The 18,693-nt window shown below is 72.7% G+C and carries 20 protein-coding genes; 7 read left to right on the top strand and 13 right to left on the bottom strand.

The window, feature by feature from the left end; all coding sequences use genetic code 11:
* Positions 1 to 2: 2 nt before the first annotated feature.
* Both CRV15_RS23065 and CRV15_RS23060 read right to left on the bottom strand, forming a co-directional pair.
* Positions 3 to 1,670: a solute symporter family protein gene (locus CRV15_RS23065; protein ID WP_029182870.1), complete on the bottom strand. Its 1,668-nt coding sequence runs from the start codon at positions 1,668 to 1,670 to the stop codon at positions 3 to 5.
* A 29-nt stretch (positions 1,671 to 1,699) separates the two neighbouring features.
* Positions 1,700 to 2,068 carry a DUF485 domain-containing protein gene (locus CRV15_RS23060; RefSeq protein WP_003959983.1) on the bottom strand — a complete coding sequence of 123 codons (369 nt, stop codon included), beginning with the start codon at positions 2,066 to 2,068 and terminating at the stop codon, positions 1,700 to 1,702.
* A gap of 284 nt (positions 2,069 to 2,352) precedes the next feature.
* Here CRV15_RS23060 and CRV15_RS23055 point away from each other — a divergent pair, with 284 nt between their 5' ends.
* The gene (locus tag CRV15_RS23055; RefSeq protein ID WP_003959984.1) at positions 2,353 to 3,888 is read left to right on the top strand and encodes a S8 family peptidase; all 1,536 of its coding nucleotides are present in this window, start codon (positions 2,353 to 2,355) and stop codon (positions 3,886 to 3,888) included.
* A 129-nt stretch (positions 3,889 to 4,017) separates the two neighbouring features.
* On the opposite strand, the gene CRV15_RS23050 is transcribed toward CRV15_RS23055, so the two are convergent.
* The 3 genes from CRV15_RS23050 to CRV15_RS23040 form a co-directional block, all read right to left on the bottom strand.
* Entirely contained in the window at positions 4,018 to 4,716 is a 699-nt protein-coding gene (locus CRV15_RS23050; protein WP_003959985.1) for a lysoplasmalogenase, read from the bottom strand.
* The gene (locus CRV15_RS23045) at positions 4,713 to 5,669 is read right to left on the bottom strand and encodes a sterol desaturase family protein (protein ID WP_003959986.1); all 957 of its coding nucleotides are present in this window, start codon (positions 5,667 to 5,669) and stop codon (positions 4,713 to 4,715) included. The genes CRV15_RS23050 and CRV15_RS23045 overlap by 4 nt, the downstream gene beginning before the upstream one ends.
* A gap of 112 nt (positions 5,670 to 5,781) precedes the next feature.
* Positions 5,782 to 6,489, bottom strand: coding sequence for a VIT1/CCC1 transporter family protein (locus CRV15_RS23040; RefSeq protein ID WP_009995708.1), 708 nt, complete (start codon positions 6,487 to 6,489; stop codon positions 5,782 to 5,784).
* 192 nt (positions 6,490 to 6,681) lie between these two features.
* On the opposite strand from CRV15_RS23040, the gene CRV15_RS23035 reads away from it, so the two are divergent.
* From CRV15_RS23035 to CRV15_RS23015, 5 genes are all read left to right on the top strand, one after another.
* Positions 6,682 to 7,686 carry a DEDDh family exonuclease gene (locus CRV15_RS23035; protein ID WP_003959988.1) on the top strand — a complete coding sequence of 335 codons (1,005 nt, stop codon included), beginning with the start codon at positions 6,682 to 6,684 and terminating at the stop codon, positions 7,684 to 7,686.
* A 122-nt stretch (positions 7,687 to 7,808) separates the two neighbouring features.
* Positions 7,809 to 8,042 (top strand): hypothetical protein, encoded by a 234-nt coding sequence (locus CRV15_RS23030; RefSeq protein WP_078564423.1) that lies wholly within the window; start codon positions 7,809 to 7,811, stop codon positions 8,040 to 8,042.
* A 129-nt stretch (positions 8,043 to 8,171) separates the two neighbouring features.
* Positions 8,172 to 9,038 (top strand): SURF1 family cytochrome oxidase biogenesis protein, encoded by an 867-nt coding sequence (locus tag CRV15_RS23025; protein WP_003959990.1) that lies wholly within the window; start codon positions 8,172 to 8,174, stop codon positions 9,036 to 9,038.
* A 142-nt stretch (positions 9,039 to 9,180) separates the two neighbouring features.
* Positions 9,181 to 10,968 carry a glycoside hydrolase family 15 protein gene (locus CRV15_RS23020; protein WP_009995711.1) on the top strand — a complete coding sequence of 596 codons (1,788 nt, stop codon included), beginning with the start codon at positions 9,181 to 9,183 and terminating at the stop codon, positions 10,966 to 10,968.
* A 4-nt stretch (positions 10,969 to 10,972) separates the two neighbouring features.
* On the top strand, positions 10,973 to 11,728 hold the full coding sequence (locus CRV15_RS23015; RefSeq protein WP_003959992.1) for an SDR family oxidoreductase: 756 nt from the start codon (positions 10,973 to 10,975) through the stop codon (positions 11,726 to 11,728).
* A 42-nt stretch (positions 11,729 to 11,770) separates the two neighbouring features.
* Here CRV15_RS23015 and amaP read toward each other — a convergent pair whose 3' ends face one another.
* From amaP to CRV15_RS22990, 5 genes are read right to left on the bottom strand one after another with little or no spacing between them, the layout of a single operon-like run.
* Positions 11,771 to 12,349 carry an alkaline shock response membrane anchor protein AmaP gene (gene amaP, locus CRV15_RS23010; protein ID WP_003959993.1) on the bottom strand — a complete coding sequence of 193 codons (579 nt, stop codon included), beginning with the start codon at positions 12,347 to 12,349 and terminating at the stop codon, positions 11,771 to 11,773.
* A gap of 27 nt (positions 12,350 to 12,376) precedes the next feature.
* Positions 12,377 to 13,027 (bottom strand): DUF6286 domain-containing protein, encoded by a 651-nt coding sequence (locus tag CRV15_RS23005; RefSeq protein ID WP_003959994.1) that lies wholly within the window; start codon positions 13,025 to 13,027, stop codon positions 12,377 to 12,379.
* Positions 13,024 to 13,398, bottom strand: coding sequence for an Asp23/Gls24 family envelope stress response protein (locus tag CRV15_RS23000; protein ID WP_044972354.1), 375 nt, complete (start codon positions 13,396 to 13,398; stop codon positions 13,024 to 13,026). The genes CRV15_RS23005 and CRV15_RS23000 overlap by 4 nt, the downstream gene beginning before the upstream one ends.
* 56 nt (positions 13,399 to 13,454) lie before the next feature.
* Complete coding sequence (locus tag CRV15_RS22995; RefSeq protein ID WP_009995715.1) at positions 13,455 to 13,646, bottom strand: hypothetical protein; 192 nt, start codon at positions 13,644 to 13,646, stop codon at positions 13,455 to 13,457.
* Positions 13,647 to 13,679: 33 nt separating this feature from the next.
* Positions 13,680 to 14,126: an Asp23/Gls24 family envelope stress response protein gene (locus tag CRV15_RS22990; RefSeq protein WP_009995716.1), complete on the bottom strand. Its 447-nt coding sequence runs from the start codon at positions 14,124 to 14,126 to the stop codon at positions 13,680 to 13,682.
* Between the two features lie 104 nt (positions 14,127 to 14,230).
* Between CRV15_RS22990 and CRV15_RS22985 the strand changes: the two genes are divergently transcribed.
* Positions 14,231 to 14,911, top strand: coding sequence for a hypothetical protein (locus CRV15_RS22985; protein WP_009995718.1), 681 nt, complete (start codon positions 14,231 to 14,233; stop codon positions 14,909 to 14,911).
* Between the two features lie 431 nt (positions 14,912 to 15,342).
* Here the strand turns inward: CRV15_RS22985 and CRV15_RS22980 are convergent, their stop codons facing one another.
* The 3 genes from CRV15_RS22980 to CRV15_RS22970 all read right to left on the bottom strand — a co-directional run bounded on the left by CRV15_RS22980 (position 15,343) and on the right by CRV15_RS22970 (position 18,623).
* Positions 15,343 to 16,146 carry an enoyl-CoA hydratase/isomerase family protein gene (locus tag CRV15_RS22980; RefSeq protein ID WP_003959998.1) on the bottom strand — a complete coding sequence of 268 codons (804 nt, stop codon included), beginning with the start codon at positions 16,144 to 16,146 and terminating at the stop codon, positions 15,343 to 15,345.
* Between the two features lie 233 nt (positions 16,147 to 16,379).
* Positions 16,380 to 16,601: a helix-turn-helix domain-containing protein gene (locus CRV15_RS22975; RefSeq protein WP_006123601.1), complete on the bottom strand. Its 222-nt coding sequence runs from the start codon at positions 16,599 to 16,601 to the stop codon at positions 16,380 to 16,382.
* Positions 16,602 to 17,024: 423 nt separating this feature from the next.
* Positions 17,025 to 18,623 (bottom strand): ABC-F family ATP-binding cassette domain-containing protein, encoded by a 1,599-nt coding sequence (locus tag CRV15_RS22970; protein ID WP_003960001.1) that lies wholly within the window; start codon positions 18,621 to 18,623, stop codon positions 17,025 to 17,027.
* Positions 18,624 to 18,693 lie beyond the last annotated feature (70 nt).

Here is an 18,693-nt window from a genome sequence, read left to right as displayed (position 1 = left end):
GGTCAGTGGACGGCGGTGCTGCCGCCGGTGCCGACGCCGGTGAGGGACTTGACCTCCAGCTCCGCGTACTTGCCCCGGTCCGGCTTCTCCTTGGAGAGGACGGAGCCGAGCCAGCCGAGGAAGAAGCCCAGCGGGATGGAGACAAGGCCGGGGTTCTCCAGCGGGAACCAGTAGAAGTCGAGGTCCTTGAACATCGAGGTGGGCTTCCCGGAGACGACCGGGGAGAAGAGGACCAGGACCACGGAGGCCGTCAGACCGCCGTAGATGGACCAGAGCGCGCCCTGGGTGGTGAAGCGCTTCCAGAAGAGGCTGTAGAGGATGGTGGGCAGATTGGCGGACGCGGCGACGGCGAAGGCCAGGGCGACGAGTCCGGCGACATTCAGATCGCGGGCGAGCGCGCCGAGGGCGATGGATACGACACCGATGGCGACGGTGGCCCAGCGGGCGGCCCGCATCTCCTCCTTCTCGGTGGCCTTCCCCCTTCTGATGACATTGGCGTAGATGTCATGCGCGAAGGACGAGGACGAGGCGAGGGTGAGGCCCGCGACCACCGCGAGGATGGTGGCGAAGGCGACGGCGGAGATCACCGCGAGCAGGATCGCGCCACCCGTGGAATCAGTCCCTCCGATGTGCAGGGCGAGCAGGGGCGCCGCGGTGTTGCCCGCCTTGTTGGACGCGGTGATCTCCTCGGGTCCGACCACGGCCGCGGCGCCGAAGCCGAGGGCGATCGTCATGAGGTAGAACGCGCCGATGATGCCGATGGCCCAGTTGACGGACTTCCGGGCGGCCTTGGCGGTGGGCACGGTGTAGAAGCGGATCAGGATGTGCGGGAGGCCCGCGGTGCCGAGCACCAGGGCGATGCCGAGCGAGATGAAGTCCAGCTTGGAGGTCTCGGTGGCGCCGTACTTGAGCCCGGGCTCCAGGAAGGCCGCGCCCTTGCCGCTCTTCTCGGCCGCGGTGCCGAGCAGCTCCGAGATATTGAAGTTGAACTTCAGCAGCACCATGAAGGTGATGAGGAGGGTACCGGCGATGAGCAGCACCGCCTTGACCATCTGCACCCAGGTGGTGCCCTTCATCCCGCCGATGGTGACGTAGAGGATCATCAGCACGCCGACCAGGGCGACGATGAGGACCTTGCCGCTGTCGCTGGTGATGCCGAGGAGGAGGGAGACCAGCACACCGGCGCCCGCCATCTGCGCCAGCAGATAGAAGATGGAGACGACGATGGTGGAGGTCCCGGCGGCGGTGCGGACGGGCCGCTGGCGCATCCGGTAGGCGAGGACGTCGCCCATGGTGAACCGGCCGGAGTTGCGAAGGGGTTCGGCGACCAGCAGCAGCGCCACCAGCCAGGCGACGAGGAAGCCGATGGAGTAGAGGAAGCCGTCGTAGCCGAAGATGGCGATGGCTCCGGCGATGCCGAGGAAGGACGCCGCCGACATGTAGTCGCCCGAGATCGCCAGACCGTTCTGGAAGCCGGTGAACTGGCCTCCACCCGCGTAGAAGTCGGCGGCGCTCTTGGTCTGCCGGCCCGCCCAGATCGTGATGCCGAGGGTGGCCACGACAAAGGCCGCGAACAGGGTGATGATCAGGGGCCGGTGCTCCGTGGTGGCGCTCTCGGCGGCGAGGTGCCCGGCGGCCTCCCAAGCCGCCGGGAGGTCCGTCGCCGTCAGGTGCTCCGCCGCGAACTGGAGGGTGGTGCTCACTGGTTCGCCTCCATCCGGGCCTTGATGGCCTCACCCTTGGGGTCGAGCTCGACCGCCGCGTGCCGTGAGTAGAACCAGGCGATGAGGAAGGTCGTGGCGAACTGTGCGAGACCGAGGACGAGGGCCACGTTGATGTTGCCGGCGACCTGGGTCCCCATGAACGCGCCGGCGTAGTTCGAGAGCAGGACGTACAGCAGGTACCAGGCGATGAACGCGACGGTCAGCGGGAACGCGAAGGATCGGTAGGCGCGGCGCAGTTCGCCGAACTCCGCGCTCTGCTGCACCGCCATGAACTCTTCGGTCGTGGGGTGCGCGCGATGGGTGTCCGCCTCCCTCAGGGGCGGCGGCGGTGCTTCGGAAGCCACGGAATCTCCTCGTGACGCGGGAGCGGAGGGGATGGACAAGTCGGGACCTCGTTTGGCTGGTTTCAGTGGGGCGGATTGATGTTGCTCCACCTCCTGACAACGGCACGGGGAGCACGCCGGGTCGGTTCAACATCAGCCTTTTTTCTTCACGGCCGACGGATCTTGTTCAGATTTTCCGTTCGTACACATTGCCGATGATCACGATGGCCGCTAGCTTCGCTGGTCATGTACGCGCTACGCGCCACACGCGCGCGAGCGGCAAGCACCGATGATGTGGAGATCCCATGGCTCTTGCGGGAACCGGACGGCAGCGCGCACTCGCTCTGCCTGTCGGTCTGGCGCTGACCGCCTCGCTCGGCTTCCTCACCCCGGCGGCGGCGACCGCGGCGCCCGCCGAGGCCGTAGCCGCCCCGGTGACATCCACCGTGGGACCGAAGCTGTCCTATGTGGTGAATGTGAAGGGTGGGCCGTATACCGCGAAGACGGTGAAGAAGGCGATAGCCAACGCCGGCGGCTCCATCGTGATCGCCTACGACCAGATAGGCGTGATCGTCGTCCACTCGCAGAACCCGGATTTCGCCACGGCGATCCGCCGGGTCGACGGTGTCGTCTCCGCCGGTGCCACGCGGACGGCGCCGATCGCCCCGGCCGCCGACACCGCCATCGACTCGCAGCGCCCGCTGACCTCCGCGGAGGCCGAGGCCGCCGCCGCGCGGGCCGGTGAGGGCGAGGACCCGCTGGCCCCGCTGCTGTGGGGACTTCCGGCGATCAAGGCCGACCAGGCCCACAAGAAGACCCTGGGCAGCAAGAGGGTCACGGTCGCCGTGATCGACACCGGTGTCGACGACACCCACCCCGACCTCCAGGCCAACTTCGACCGGCGGTCCTCGGCGAACTGCGTCAGCGGCAAGCCGGACACCACCGAGGGGGCCTGGCGCCCCGCCCCGGGCGAGAGCCCCCACGGCACGCATGTCGCGGGCACCATCGCCGCCGCGAAGAACGACATCGGCGTCGTCGGCGTCGCCCCGGGCGTCAAGGTCTCCGGCATCAAGGTCTCCACCCCGGCCGGCTTCTTCTACACGGAGGCGGTCGTCTGCGCCTTCATCTGGGCCGCCGAGAAGGGCGCCGAGGTCACCAACAGCAGCTTCTACGTGGACCCGTGGCTGTTCAACTGCAAGAACGACCCGGACCAGCTCGCCCTGGTGGAGGCCGTGCAGCGGGCCACCCGCTACGCCGAGCGCAAGGGCTCGGTCAATGTCGCGGCGGCCGGCAACAGCTCCATGGACCTGGCGTCCGCGCAGCTGACCGACGTCAGCAGCCCGAACGACTCCACCCCCGGCACCCGCTCCATCGACCCCAGTGAGTGCCTGGACATCCCGACCCAGCTCCCCGGTGTCGTCACCACCTCCTCGCTGGGCGCGAAGGGGCTGAAGTCCTCGTTCTCCAACCACGGCAACGGCGTGGTCGACATCTCCGCGCCGGGCGGCGACCGCACGGCCTTCCAGAAGCCGGACGCCCCGGCGGCCGACGGCCGGATTCTCTCCACCGGCATGAACGGCGAGTACATCTACATGGCCGGCACCTCGATGGCGTCGCCGCACGTCGCGGGCGTCGCCGCGCTCGTCAAGTCGAAGCACCCGTACGCCTCCCCGGCCGCGGTGAAGGCCCTGCTGTACGCACAGGCCGACGACCGTGAGTGCACCAACCCGTACGACATCAACAACGACGGCAAGATCGACGCCGTCTGCGAGGGCGACAAGGCCAAGAACGGCTTCTACGGCACCGGTGTCGTGGACGCGCTGGACGCGGTGCGGCGCTGAACCGGCGGCCGCCCGAGCGGTGGCACCGGTCCGGTGAACACCTGACCGGTGGCGGCCGGAACGGCGGACGCTGAACGAGAACAGGACGAAGGGGGCCGGGCACTCGCCCGGCCCCCTTCGCCGTCCGTGTCACCCGGTACGGGCGGCCCCCGCGGCGGTGTCGGCGCGGGCCAGCACCCCGAGGGTGAGCAGCAGTTGGCCCACCCCGTACAGCAGCATGATCCAGACATCCGGGACCGGCGGCTGCGACCAGTCGGCCACCTCGGTGGCGATGATCAGGTCCGAGACCAGAAACAGCCCCCCGCCCACCGCCGCCAGTCGTCCGACACCGCAGGAGCGCCATGCCATGGCGGTGAGGAGCAATGCATATCCGGCCACCGGGATACGGAGGTCCGCGGGGAGGTCGGGCCAGAGCAGCACCACGGCCGTGCCGAGGGCGAGCGCGTACAGCGGGGAGGACGGCCGGGGCGTGCGGCAGCGCCCGAACAGCGTCAGGTAGCAGAGGTGCCCCAGGGCGAACGAGCCCATGCCGACCAGGAAGGCCCACTCGGCCTCCGAGAGCAGGAAGAGATCGCCGCCCCAGCCGAAGAGCAGCGCGGCGACCAGCAGCCGGGGCCCGCCCCTGACCACCGTGTAAGCCACGAGCAGCGGCATCAGCAGCGGCTTGAAGAGCAGATGGCCCGTCCCGGAGCCCGCGGCGAGCGATCCGAGGTCGGCGAGGAGGGCGAGGCCGAAGGCGGCGAGCAGCGCCCGGCTCGGGGTGTCCCGGGGGAGGGCGATCCGCCAGGGGGCGCGGGTGCCGGTGCCGGTGTCGGGTGCGGCGGTCATATGGAATGTCCTGTTTCCGTGGTGGGGACGGGGAGGGCACGCGGCGGGGGTGCGGAGTCCGGGGGCGGCGGCTGCGGCTGCGGCTGCGGCTGCGGCGCGGCGGAACGTTCCGTCAGGGGGGTGGCGCGCGGCTGCCGTCCGGGGCCCCGGAACAGATGTCCCGCGCACTCGCGCCAGTTGTCCGCGGCCCGCAGATCGCGGGCGATGGCCAGGTACTCATGGGTGGCGACCCGCAGCGGGTTGTAGGTGTCGATGTTCTTGGTGAGGCCGAAGACGGGCCGCTCGGCCTCGGCCGCGAAGGTGCCGAAGAGCCGGTCCCAGACGATGAGGACACCGCCGAAGTTGCGGTCCAGGTAGCCGCCCTGGGAGGCGTGGTGGACCCGGTGGTGGGAGGGGGTGTTCAGCAGGTACTCGACGGGGCGCGGCAGCCTGCCGATCCGTTCGGTGTGCACCCAGAACTGGTAGACGAGGTTGACGGACACACAGAAGGCCACGGCCGCCGGGTGGACCCCGAGGGCGACCATCGGCAGATAGAAGAACCCGGAGGTGACACCGGTCCAGGGCTGGCGCAGCGCGGTGGTGAGGTTGAACCTCCGGCTGGAGTGGTGGACCACGTGGGAGGCCCAGAGGAGCCGTACGACGTGGTGGGAGCGGTGGTACCAGTAGTAGAGGAAGTCCTGCGCGAGCAGCATCGGCACAACGGTCCACCACAGGAAGGGGACCCGGGCCGGGGTGAGCTGATGGACCGCCGTGCAGGAGGCGACGACGGGGATCTTCCACAGCAGGTCGAAGCCGAGGCTGCCGACGCCCATCGCGATGCTCGTGGCCGCGTCCTTGGCCTCGTAGCCCGCGGCGCGGTCGTCGGGACGGAGCCGGGAGACGGTCCACTCCACCAGGGTGAGCAGGGCGAAAGCAGGTATCGACCACAGCACGACATCGGGGGGATTCGGCATGGGGGCACGGTAAGGGCGGCGGTCGGGGCGGGGCTAGACGGTGTTACTTACAAGTATGCGAGACGGGTTGTCAGCAAGTCTTGGCGACTTCCTCCAACACCGCGGGCCGGGGCTAGACCCCGACGTTGCCGAGGAGGGAGCCCGCCGCGTAGGTCACCCCCATCGCCACCGCTCCCCCGCCCACGGTGCGGGCCACGGCCCGCCCGGCGGGCGCCGCTCCCAGCCGGGAGCTCCACCAGCCGGTGCAGGCGAGGGCGAGCAGCACCGATCCGACGGTGACCGCGAGCCGGGCCGGGGCGGGCGGCAGCACGATCGCCAGCAGCGGCAGCAGCGCGCCCGCCGTGAAGGCGAGGAAGCTGGCGCCCGCCGCGTGCCAGGGCTCGGCGAGGGCGTCGGGGTCGATCCCCAGCTCGACCCGGGCATGGGCGCGCAGGGCGTCCCGCTCGCTGAGCTGGACGGCGGCCTCCCGGGCGACGTCCCGGCTGAGCCCCCGTCCGGTCAGTAGGTCGGTCAGCTCGTCGAGTTCGGCGTCGGGCTGCTCCCGCAGTTCCCGCTTCTCCAGGGCGAGCGCCGCCCGTTCCGTGTCGCGCTGGGTGGAGACGGAGACATACTCACCGGCCGCCATGGACAGGGAGCCCGCGAGCAGTCCGCTCAGCCCGGCGGTGAGCAGGGCGAAGCGGTCGTCGGTTGCCCCGGCGACGCCGACGACCAGGCCCGCCGTGGAGACGATGCCGTCGTTGGCGCCGAGGACGGCCGCGCGGAGCCAGTTGAGCCGGGCGCCGAGGGCGGCGCCATGGGCTGCGTCGGACGCATGGGTCACCCGGGGGGGGTCCCATCCCGCGGGCCGCCCGCGGCGGAGCGACCCGCCCGGAGGAACCCGCGGAAGCTGACGCCGGGTCGGTGGCGGGCGCATCGGGACCGGCCCGCCGACCGCCGGGCACACCGGCGCGCAAAGGGCGTACGGGGCGGGCGGATCGGGTGCTGTCAGTGAGGGGCCGTATTCTCTGTGACCATGCCCGACGACAGCACGACAGCAGCGACGACGTGGCCGTCCGCCTATCCGCGGGGGTACGCGGTCGTCGACGTGGAGACCACCGGCCTCGCCCGCGACGACCGGATAGTCTCCGCTGCCGTGTACCGGCTGGACGCCCGGGGCGAGGTGGAGGACCACTGGTACACGCTGGTCAACCCGGAGCGGGATCCGGGCCCGGTGTGGATACACGGTCTGACGTCCGACGTCCTCGCGGGGGCGCCGCTCTTCCAGGACATCGCCGACGAGTTCTCGCAGCGCCTCGACGGCCGGGTACTCGTCGCGCACAACGCCATGTTCGACTGGTCCATGATCGCCAGGGAGTACGCACGGGCCCGCCGCACCGCGCCCACCCGGCAGCGGCTGTGCACCATCGCGCTCGCCAAGGAGCTGCGGCTGCCGCTGCCCAACCACAAGCTGGAGTCCCTGGCCGCGCACTTCGGTGTGGTCCAGCGGCAGGCGCACCACGCGCTGGACGACGCCCGGGTGCTGGCGGAGGCGTTCCGGCCCAGTCTGCACACGGCGGCGCGGGACGGGGTGCGGCTGCCGCTGCTGGAGTGTCTGCCGCTGACGGAGTGGTCGGACTCCCCCGCCGTGGCCCGGATCGGCTATCAGCCGGGTCACGGCCGGACGGGGGCGGGCTCCTCCTACGGCCGGTACGGGGCGGGCTCCTGGCGCCCCTCGCGCAAACGCCCCCCGTGCCCCTATCCCAACCCGGGGCGGTACGAGCCGGGGAAGCCGCTGAAGCAGGGGATGCGGGTGGCGTTCTCGGGGGACACCTCCGTCGACCGGGAGCTGCTGGAGGACCGGGCGTTCGAGGCGGGGCTGCACATCTCCACCAGCGTCTCCCGGCTGACGAGCCTGCTGGTCACCAACGATCCGCACGCCCCGACCTCCAAGACCGGCCGGGCGACCGCGTACGGCACCCCGATCGTGGACGAGGCCGCCTTCACCCAGCTCCTGCGGGACGTGGCGGCGGCCGACTGAGCGCCGGGCCGGGACGGTGCGCAGGGGCCTCCGGGCCCGGTGGACGGCCGGTCGGCGCAGACGGGTGACGGGCGGGCGTGCCGTCCGCCGGTTCCGCGGCCCCGCGCCGCACGCTGAGGCGCATGGCACTTTGCGAGGTCTGCGGAAACGACTACAGCATGTCGTTCGAGGTGCACGCCCAGGGCGCGGTGCATGTCTTCGACTGCTTCGCCTGCGCGATCCACTGCATGGCGCCGGTCTGCGAGCACTGCGAGGTCCAGGTGATCGGCCAGGGCGTCGAGGTCCAGGGGCACTGGTACTGCGGTGCCCACTGCGCCCGCGCGGAGGGACGGGTGGGAGTCGTCGACCGGGCCTGAGCCCGCCGGTCCGACCCGTCCGGGTCCGGTCCCGCCCGGCGGACCCCGCAGCCGGGGCGGACGGCCCGGGGACGCGGTGGGCGGGCCCCGCCACCGGCCGCGCCGGGGGCAGGAGGTACGGTCGACGCCGTGTACCGCTTTCTGTTGACCCGCCAGTGGGTGATCCTCACCCTCGTCGGCCTCGCGCTCGTCCCGACCATGATCGAGCTGGGCTTCTGGCAGTACCACCGCCATGAGCGCCGGGTGGAGCAGAACGGGCTGATCCAGCGGAACCTGGAGGCGGAGCCGGTCCCGGTGACGGAGCTGACCTCCCCGGGGCACTCCGTCCCCCGCTCCGACTACTGGCGCAAGGTCACCGCCACCGGTACGTACGACACCCGGGGCGAGGTCGTCGTCCGCCGCCGTACCAATGTGGACGACAAGGTCGGCGTCCATGTCCTGACCCCGCTGGTCCTCCCCGACGGCCGCGCGGTCCTCGTCAACCGGGGCTGGGTCCCGGCCCCCACGGACCAGCACGCGTACCCCGCCGTACCGCCCCCGCCGAAGGGCGAGGTCACGATCACGGGCCGGCTGAAGGCGGACGAGACGACCGGCAGCAGCGGCATCAAGGACCTCTCCGGGCTGCCGCCCCGCCAGATCATGCTGATCAACAGCGAGCAGCGGGCCGAGGCGCTGGACCGCGCGGTCCTGGGCGGCTATGTGGAGCTGATCCCCGCGAAGACCTCGGCGACCCTGCCCGAGCCGATCCCGAAGCCGGACCACGACTCGATCGGCGCGCACATGGCGTACGCGGTCCAGTGGTGGCTCTTCACCGCCGGTGTCCCGATCGGCTGGGTCATCCTCGTCCGCCGCGAGGTGCGCGACCGGCGCGCCGCCCGCGCGGCCGAGGCCGCGGCCGGCGGGAGCGGCGGACCCGGCGGGAGCAGCGAGGACAGCGGGGACAGCGAGGACAGCGGGAGCACGGAGCGGGCCTCGCAGGAGCCCGCGACCGCCTGACGCGTCGCGGCCCCAGCGGTCCGGCGGGCCGCCCGGGGAACTGCGCGCGCGACGGCCGGGCCCCGATCGTCCGACGGCCCTGATCGTCTGACAGGGGGACCCGGCTGATATTCCCCCACCCGCCCCGGGAATGCGCCACAGCATGACCCTGCGCATCGAGGACTACGCCCTCATCGGCGATCTCCAGACGGCGGCCCTGGTCGGCCGGGACGGCTCCGTCGACTGGCTCTGCCTGCCCCGTTTCGACTCGGCGGCCTGCTTCGCCGCGATCCTCGGCGACCACGAGAACGGGCACTGGCGGATCGCCCCGAAGGGCGCGGGCGTGTGCACCCGGCGGGCGTACATCGGGGACTCCCTCGTCCTGGAGTCGGTGTGGGAGACCCCCGACGGCACGGTCAAGGTCATCGACTTCATGCCGCAGCGCGACGAGGCCCCCGACGTGATGCGGATCGTGGAGGGCGTCACCGGCACCGTCCAGGTGGAGAGTGTGCTGCGGCTGCGCTTCGACTACGGCTCGGTGGTGCCCTGGATGCGCCGCACCAACGGCCACCGGGTGGCGGTCGCCGGGCCCGACGCGGTGTGGCTGCGCAGCGAACCCCGGGTCAAGACCTGGGGCCAGGACTTCAGCACCGTGTCCTCCTTCCCGGTCGGCCCCGGCGAGCGGGTGGCGTTCACCCTCACCTGGTATCTCTCGCACCACCACCGGCCCACCCTCGTCGACCCGTACGAGGCGCTGGAGTGCAGTCTGCGGGACTGGTCCGCGTGGGCGAACCGGTGCAGCACCTCGGGCCCGTACCGGGACGCCGTCGTCCGCTCGCTCATCACCCTGAAGGCCCTCACCTTCAAACCCACCGGCGGCATCGTCGCCGCGCCCACCACCTCGCTGCCCGAGGCGCTGGGCGGGGTACGGAACTGGGACTACCGCTTCTGCTGGCTGCGGGACTCGACGCTCACCCTGGACGCCCTGCTGGACGCCGGGTACCAGGACGAGGCGACGGCCTGGCGGAACTGGCTGCTGCGCGCGGTGGCGGGCGACCCGGCGGACCTCCAGATCATGTACGGGCTCGGCGGGGAGCGGCGGCTCCCGGAGACCGTGCTCCCCTGGCTCTCCGGATACGCCGACTCCTCCCCCGTGCGCACCGGGAACGCGGCCGTCGACCAGCTCCAGCTCGATGTCTACGGCGAGGTCGTCGACTCCTTCTTCCTGGCCCGGCAGGCGGGTATCCCCTCCGAGCGGCACGCCTGGTTCCTCCAGCTCAGCCTGCTCGGCTTCCTGGAGACGAAGTGGCGGGAGCCGGACGAGGGGCTGTGGGAGGTCCGGGGACAGCGGCGGCACTTCGTCCACTCCAAGGTGATGGCGTGGGTGGCGGCGGACCGCGCCGTCCGCACCCTGGAGGGCGACCCCTCGCTCCGCGGCGACGTGGACCGCTGGCGGACCATGCGGGACGCCGTCCACGAGGACGTCTGCGAGAAGGGGTACGACCCCGTGCGCAATACGTTCACCCAGTACTACGGCTCCGCCGAACTGGACGCGGCGACCCTGCTGATCCCCCGGACCGGGTTCCTGCCGCCGGACGACCCCCGGGTGGTCGGCACGGTCGACGCGGTCCGGGAGGGGCTCGGCACACCGGGCGGGCTCATCCGCCGCTACAGCACCGGGGGCGGGACGGTGGACGGTCTGCCGGGGGACGAGGGCGCCTTTCTCGCCTGCTCGTTCTGGCTGGCGGACGCGTTGCGGATGACCGGCAGGAGCGAGGAGGCCCGGGATCTGTTCGAGCGGCTGCTGACCCTCCGCAACGATGTGGGGCTGCTCGCCGAGGAGTACGACACGACGGCCGGGCGCCAGCTCGGCAACTTCCCCCAGGCGTTCAGCCATATCGCCCTCGTCACGACGGCCCTCGCGCTGGGACGGGAGATGCGGGCAGGATAAGTCCATGGATCTTGGACTGAAGGACCGCGTCCTCGTGGTGACGGGCGCCTCGCGGGGGCTGGGCAACGCCTCGGCGCGGGCGCTGGTCGCCGAGGGCGCGAAGGTCGTCATCACCGGGCGCGACGAGCGGACCGTGCTGGACGCGGCGGCGGAACTGGGCCCGGACGCCGTGGGCATCGCGCTGGACAACGCCGACCCGGAGGGCGCGGAGCGGCTCGTCAACGCCGCCCGGGCGCACTTCGGGCGGTTCGACGGGGTGCTGATCAGCGTGGGCGGGCCCCCGCCCGGGTCCGCCGCGGACAACACGGACGAGCAGTGGCGGGCCGCGTTCGACTCGGTGTTCCTGGGCGCGGTGCGCACGGCCCGCACGGCCGCCGCGGCGCTCGGCGAGGGCGGGGTGATCGGATTCGTGCTCTCCAGCTCGGTCCATGAGCCCGTCCCCGGGCTGACGATCTCCAACGGGCTGCGCCCGGGGCTCGCGGGCTTCGCCAAGTCGCTCGCGGACGAGCTGGGGCCGCGGGGCATCCGGGTGGTGGGGCTGCTGCCCGCCCGGATCGACACCGACCGGGTACGGGAACTCGACGCGCTCTCGGGGGACGCGGAGGCGGCCCGGGCGGCGAACGAGGCGCGCATCCCGCTGCGGCGGTACGGCACCCCGGAGGAGTTCGGCCGGGTGGCGGCGTTCGTCCTGTCGCCCGCCGCGTCCTATCTGACGGGTGTGATGCTGCCGGTCGACGGGGGGACGCGGCGCGGCTTCTGAGCCGGTGCCGCCGCCGGGCCCGGCGGAGGGGCGTGCCGGGGGTCAGTTCACCCGGCGGGCGCCGTGCCGGGCGGCGCGCAGCCGTGCCTCGGCGGGCAGTTCGACGAGCCCGGCCGAGGCGCGGGCGTGCTCCACCGCCCCGGAGGCGAGCCGGGTCAGGGTCTCCTCCGGTGAGGCGTGGGGCTCCAGGAGGAGTCCGACCCCGGCCCGCGGCTCCCGGCGGCGGCCGGTGAGCCGGACCCGGGCCCGGGCGACCCCCGGCAGCGACTCCGCCTCCGCCTGGAGCACCCGCTCCAGCGCCCGGCCCCGGATCAGTCCGTCCCCGCCGTCGTCGCCCGCCACCCGGAGTTCGGCGAGTCGGCCCCGCCGGAGCTGCGCGAGCAGCAGCCAGAGCGCCAGCAGCACGAGCACCGCGAGAACGGCGGCGACGGTGGGCCACCACCAGCTCTCGTCGCGCCACCGCTCCCGGTCCGCCGTGGAGAGCGGCACATCGCGGGGGCCGTGCCAGGGCCACCAGGACGGGACGTCGAGGCCCGCGCCCGCGGCGAGCGCCGCGCCCGCGCCGCAGACCAGCACCGCGCCCGCCAGGCCGAGCACCACACGGTTGACGGCTCTCAGCATCGTGCCTCTCCCCGCACTCGTGTCACCTCAGGTCTTCCGCACGGGCGGCCGGGAGACCCGTACGGACCGCGACAACTCCTTGACCAGGCCGAGTTCGGCGACGGCCGCGTCAAGGGCGCTGTCGAGGTCGGCGCGGACCTCGTCGAGGTCACGGAAGTGGGCCAGGGCCCGGACCCTGGCCCGGGACCGGCCCACCCGGACCCGTACCGACCGCACTCCGGGCACCTCCATCGCACGGTCCCGCAGCACCAGGGCGGCGGCCGTCCGCTCCAGGCCCGCCCGGACGGGGCCGCCGTCGCGCCGCATGGTGAGCAGCCGGCGCAACCCGGGGGTGACGGCGAGGACGATCAGCCAGAGCCCGACGGCGGCGAGGACCGCCGCGCCCGTCAGCACCCAGGGTTCGTCGAGCCGCCGCCGGGCGAGCTGGGCCACGGCCACGCGCCGCCACTCCATCGCCGGGCGGCCCGCCCGGACGGCGGCGATGTCGTACAGCAGCACTCCCGCGCCGCCGAGGACGACGGCGGCGAGCAGCGCGGCGGGGAGGCGGCGCACCGACCAGAATCTGCCGGTTCCGGTCCGGCGGTTGCGGACGAGGAAGGGGTCGGGCCGCTCGGTGCTGGGCGGTGGCGGCGCGGTCGGCGCCCCGGGCTGTGCCGTCGGCCGCTGCTGCGGGGTCATCGGGTCCTCCGCCGCGCGGTGCCGCGGGTCTCGGCCGAGTGCAGCCGTTCCACCAGGACGGAGACCTCCGGGACGGTCATCCCGGCCAGGGTCTCGACGCGTTCGGTGACACGGCGGCGGACGGCGCCGCACTGGAGGCCGATGTCGGACGGGTAGTCGAGTTCGAGGCTGACCCGGACCCGGGCGGCGCCCCGCCGTACGGCCACGGAGGCATGCGGGGACCGGCCGCCCTCGGGCACGGCGCCGATCGCCTCCCGGGCCGCCTGTGCGGCGATCTTCGCGACGACGCGGTCCGCGATGACGGTCGCGCCCCGGTCGCCCGCGCCGATCCGCCCGCCGGTGGTGCCGCCGTCCGGACCGCCGTCGACGATGCCGCCGTACCCGCCGTCCGGACCGCCGTCGGCGGTGGCGGCTCCCGCCCCCGGGGTCACCGGGGCCGGTCGCCGCGCTCGCGGGTCCGGAAGAACTCTCCGGGCGCGAGATCGCCGTCGAGGAAGCGGCCTGCCACGAAGCCGACCGCTCCCAGGGCGGCGACCAGCAGAAAGGCGCCGAAGCCACCGAAGTACCCGGCGAAGCCGAGGCCCATTCCGGCCAGTAGTCCGGCCACAGCCATGTTCATCTCAGCTCAGCTCCTCACTCCCTGGGCCGCCGGTCACTGAAGTCGTGGTTCCGGTTCGTCGTCCTCCTCGTCGGGCAGCTTCACATCGGTGACCGCGATGTTCACCTCGACGACCTCCAGGCCGGTCATCCGCTCCACGGCGGAGACCACGTTCTCGCGCACCGCGCGGGCCACCTCGGAGATCGAGACGCCGTAGTCGACGACGATCTCCAGGTCCAGCGCGGTCTGTACCTCGCCGACCTCGGCCTTGACGCCCCGGGTGACGCTCGTCCGGCCGCCGGGGACGCGGTCGCGGACGGCCCCCAGGGTGCGGGAGAGTCCGCTGCCCATGGTGTGGACGCCGACGACATCGCGGGCGGCGAGCCCGGCGATCTTCTCGACGACCCCGTCGGAGATGGTCGTACGGCCCCGGACGCCGGGGTCCTTGCCCCCGGACCTGCCGCCCGTGCCCTGGAGTTCCCTACCGGTGCTGTCCGTCATCCCGTCGATCCTTTCGGCCGTCGCCCGCCGTTTGGAAAACACCCCCTTGCCCACATTAAGCGCGGTTGTCCGCTTGCGCGCCGGGGATGCGGCAGGCTGGGGCCATGACCACTGCTGACGCGGTACGGAGATGGCTCGGCCCCGGCAGACTGCTGGCGCTGGGCGGGGCGGAGGACGGGGTCTGGATCACCGAGCGGGCGGCCCGGGCCGTGCTGGAGCGGGCGGGCGCGGGGGTCACCGGGGTGGTGCCGGGTCCGCTGCGGCTGGATCTGGCGGACCCGGAGGCGGCGGCCCGCCCCCGGGTGCCGCCCCCGCCGGGCGCACTGCCGCCCGGTCCGCTGCGGATCACGGCGGAGTGCACAGCGACGACCTGGTCACGGCCGCTGCCGGAGCTGGCGGCCGGACTGCGCGAGGCGCTGCTGACCGCCGCGACGGACGTGCTCGATCTGCCCGTGACGGATACGGATATCCGGGTGACGGGGCTGGCCGACCCGGCCCCGGCCGGGGGGACCGGGCCGGTGCGCGCCCCTGTGGAGCCGTCCGTTCCACGGACGGAGCCGGACGGTCCGGCGGCCCGTGCCGCGGCCGCCGTCCCCGGCGTGGACGGTCTGACCGCCACCCTGGGCCCCGCCGTCACGATCGCCCCGGACCGGGCCCGGCTGGAGATCGCCGTCGCCCGGGGCCACCGCCCCCTCACCGTGGCCCGTGCGGTCCGCTCGGCCGTCTCGCCGGAACTGCCCGGGGACCTCCCGGTGGCGGTCCTGATCACCGCCGTCACCGTCTGAGAGCGCTCCGGCGCGCGACACCTCGCGGAGAACACGGCGGACCGGGTCCCCCGGGTCGGCTGTCGGCCCCGGGGGGACGCGCTGGACGAAGGTCGGCGGTGGTGGCCCTCCCGGCAGACGCGGTGGACCAGGTCCTGAGGTGGCCACGCGGTACGTCGCGGTGGAGGCAGGTCCGGCCGCGGCTGTGCGGCACGCCCCGAGCCGCCGCCGTCCCCGTCCCCGGAGGACCCGACCGCCCTCGCAGCCCGCCAGATCCGCGCGGTGGCCGTGCGACGGCGCCCCGGGGTCCGGAGAAGGCGACGGACCGCGCGGGGCCGTGCGGCGTGCTCCGGCGACGCACCGGATCCGGCGGTGAGCGCGGGGCTCGTCGGCGGCGGGGCGGCCGGATCGGGGCGCGGCACCGGGTCCGGGGGACGTGACCGGCGGGTGGGTCAGTCGCCGAGGCCCGCGAGGTCCCGGAGGCGGCGGGTCTGGGACGCGCGTTCGGCCGCGCGCTGGTCCTCGTAGGAACGGGTCGCCGCGCCGCGCAGCAGGGTCTTGGTCTCGACGACCGCGTCCCGGGGTGCGACGAGCAGCGCGGCGACGAGGTCACGTACCGCCGCGTCCAGTTCCGCCCCGGGAACCACGAGCTGGGCGAGGCCGATCCGTTCGGCCTCGTCGGCGTGGACGGAGCGTCCCGTCGCGCAGATCTCCAGCGCCCGGGCGTAACCGGCCAGCGAGACCAGTGGATGGGTACCGGTCAGATCGGGGACGAGGCCGAGCGCGGTCTCGCGCATGGCGAACTGCGCGTCCTGCGCCACGATCCGCAGATCGCAGGCGAGCGCGAGTTGGAAACCGGCGCCGATGGCATGTCCCTGGACGGCCGCGACACTGATGATGTCGTTCCGCCGCCACCAGGTGAACGCCTCCTGGTACTCGGAGATCACGGCGTCGAGCGCCGTGTCGGACATCCGTGCCAGTTCCAGGAAGGACGGCTCGCCCGTAAAGCCCTCGGGCGTGAAAGCCTGCCGGTCGAGCCCGGCGGAGAAGGACATGCCCTCCGCGCGCAGCACGACCACCCGTACGCTGCCCGGCAGCGACCGACCCGCCTGCGTCAGCGCCCGCCACAGGGCGGGGGACTGCGCATTGCGCTTGGCCGGGTTGGTCAGGGTCACCGTGGCGACCATGTCCTCCACGGTGAGCCGTACGCCGTCCTGGTCCAGCACGACATCGTGCGCGGAGCCGGGCGAAGTCATGGGGCGCCTCCGGTTCGGGGGTGATCGGTGCAGTCGCAGACTAGCTAAGCGACTGCACAGTAACCACCCGTCCCCGGGGACTTGTCCGCCATGGCCGAGCCCCCGCCACCGTACGGCGAGGTCCACAGGACCCGCACCGCCGGAAGCGGCGACTGCCGGAGCGTCCACCCGGCCCGCTGTCGGGCCGGCCGGGTGAGCACTCGACAACCGGACAGAGCCCGGCCGCCGGCCGCTCAGGCCGAGGCGGCCTTCTTGCCCCGTGTGGCTCCACCGCGTCCTCGCAGTGTGACTCCGGACTCACTCAGCATCCGATGGACGAACCCGTAGGACCGGCCGGTTTCCTCGGCCAGCGCCCGGATGCTCGCACCGGAGTCATATTTCTTCTTCAGGTCTGCCGCGAGCTTGTCGCGCGCGGCGCCGGTCACCCGGCTGCCCTTCTTCAGAGTCTCGGCCACCCGTGCCTCCTCATGGGAAGTGCGCTCTGGACTTCTCATGATCACCCCTTGCGCCCTTCCTGGCCACCCATTCGGCAAGGTCCATAAGACGACCTTCATCAGTCCCTATACGGCCCGGGCACCCCGAAAGGTTCATTCCGTGTTCGAGACGTCCGTCACAGAAGCGGGTCGTCCCGACAAGTGGGCAGGTCAGAGTAGGTACGTTCCGAAGCATGCCGACGGGGGCACCACCGGGAGCGCCCGGTGGCCCGCGGGCGGCGCCCCGACGGATGGATGAGACACGCTCACTCAGATGATGGATCACCCGTGAGCCGAATGATCCATAGGCAGTGGATCAGTGCGCTGGCCGGGGTCGGCACCCCGCGTCCCGGGCCCGTACGGGCTCCGGTGCCGGTCCCGGACCGGCACCGGAACGGCGTCCGGTCAGGCCAGGGCCACCAGGTCCGCGTAGTCCGCGCCCCACAGGTCCTCGACGCCGTCCGGCAGCAGAATGATCCGCTCCGGTTCCAGCGCCTCCACCGCGCCCTCGTCATGGGTGACCAGGATGACCGCGCCCTTGTAGGTGCGCAGCGCGCCCAGGATCTCCTCGCGGCTGGCGGGGTCGAGGTTGTTGGTGGGCTCGTCGAGCAGCAGCACATTGGCCGAGGAGACGACCAGGGTGGCCAGGGCGAGCCGGGTCTTCTCGCCGCCGGAGAGCACACCGGCGGGCTTGTCGACGTCGTCGCCGGAGAACAGGAACGAGCCGAGCGTCTTGCGGATCTCCACCAGGTCCAGGTCCGGGGCGGAGGAGCGCATGTTCTCCAGGACCGTGCGGCCCGGGTCCAGGGTCTCGTGCTCCTGGGCGTAGTAGCCGAGCTTGAGGCCGTGGCCGGGGGCGACCTCGCCGGTGTCGGGCTGCTCCACGCCCGCGAGCAGCCGCAGCAGGGTGGTCTTGCCCGCGCCGTTCAGACCGAGGATGACGACCCGGGAGCCCTTGTCGATGGCGAGGTCGACATCGGTGAAGATCTCCAGCGAGCCGTAGGACTTGGACAGGCCCTCCGCGCGCAGCGGGGTCCGGCCGCAGGGCGCGGGCTCGGGGAAGCGCAGCTTGGCGACCTTGTCGGAGGCGCGCTCGGCCTCCAGCCCGGCGAGCAGCCGCTCGGCGCGGCGGGCCATGTTCTGCGCGGCGACGGTCTTGGTGGCCTTGGCCCGCATCTTGTCGGCCTGGGCGTTGAGCGCGGCGGCCTTCTTCTCGGCGTTCTGCCGCTCCCGCTTGCGGCGCTTCTCGTCGGCCTCGCGCTGCTGCTGGTAGAGCTTCCAGCCCATGTTGTAGATGTCGATGGTGGAGCGGTTGGCGTCCAGGTAGAAGACCTTGTTGACGACGGTCTCGACGAGGTCGACGTCGTGGGAGATGACGATGAAGCCGCCGCGGTAGGTCTTGAGGTAGTCGCGCAGCCAGACGATCGAGTCGGCGTCGAGGTGGTTGGTGGGCTCGTCCAGGAGGAGGGTGTCGGCGTCCGAGAAGAGGATGCGCGCCAGCTCGACCCGGCGGCGCTGGCCGCCGGAGAGCGTGTGCAGGGGCTGGCCGAGCACGCGGTCGGGGAGTCCGAGCGCGGCGGCGATGGTGGCGGCCTCGGCCTCGGCGGCGTATCCGCCCTTGGTGAGGAACTCCGTCTCCAGGCGCTCGTACTTCTTCATCGCCTTCTCGCGGGTGGCGCCCTGGCCGTTCGCCATCCGGTCCTCGTTCTCCCGCATCTTGCGGAGGACGCTGTCGAGTCCGCGGGCGGAGAGGATGCGGTCGCGCGCGAGGGTGTCGAGGTCGCCGGTGCGCGGGTCCTGCGGGAGGTAGCCCACCTCGCCGGAGCGGGCGATGGTGCCGGAGGCGGGGATGCCCTCACCCGCGAGGCACTTGGTGAGGGTGGTCTTGCCCGCGCCGTTGCGGCCGACGAGGCCGATGCGGTCGCCCTTGGCGACACGGAAGGACGCGGACTCGATGAGGATGCGGGCACCGGCACGCAGCTCGATACCGGAAGCGGTGATCACGGACAGACTCCAGGGCGGATCGGACGGCGGAGGGACGGGCGGAGGGGGCGTCGACGCCGTCTAATGCACA

Origin of the sequence: Streptomyces clavuligerus, from assembly GCF_005519465.1 — a bacterium.
GTDB classification, from domain to species: domain Bacteria; phylum Actinomycetota; class Actinomycetes; order Streptomycetales; family Streptomycetaceae; genus Streptomyces; species Streptomyces clavuligerus.
Note: the sequence above shows the minus strand (reverse complement) of the source record. Positions and strands in the feature narration are given on the sequence as shown.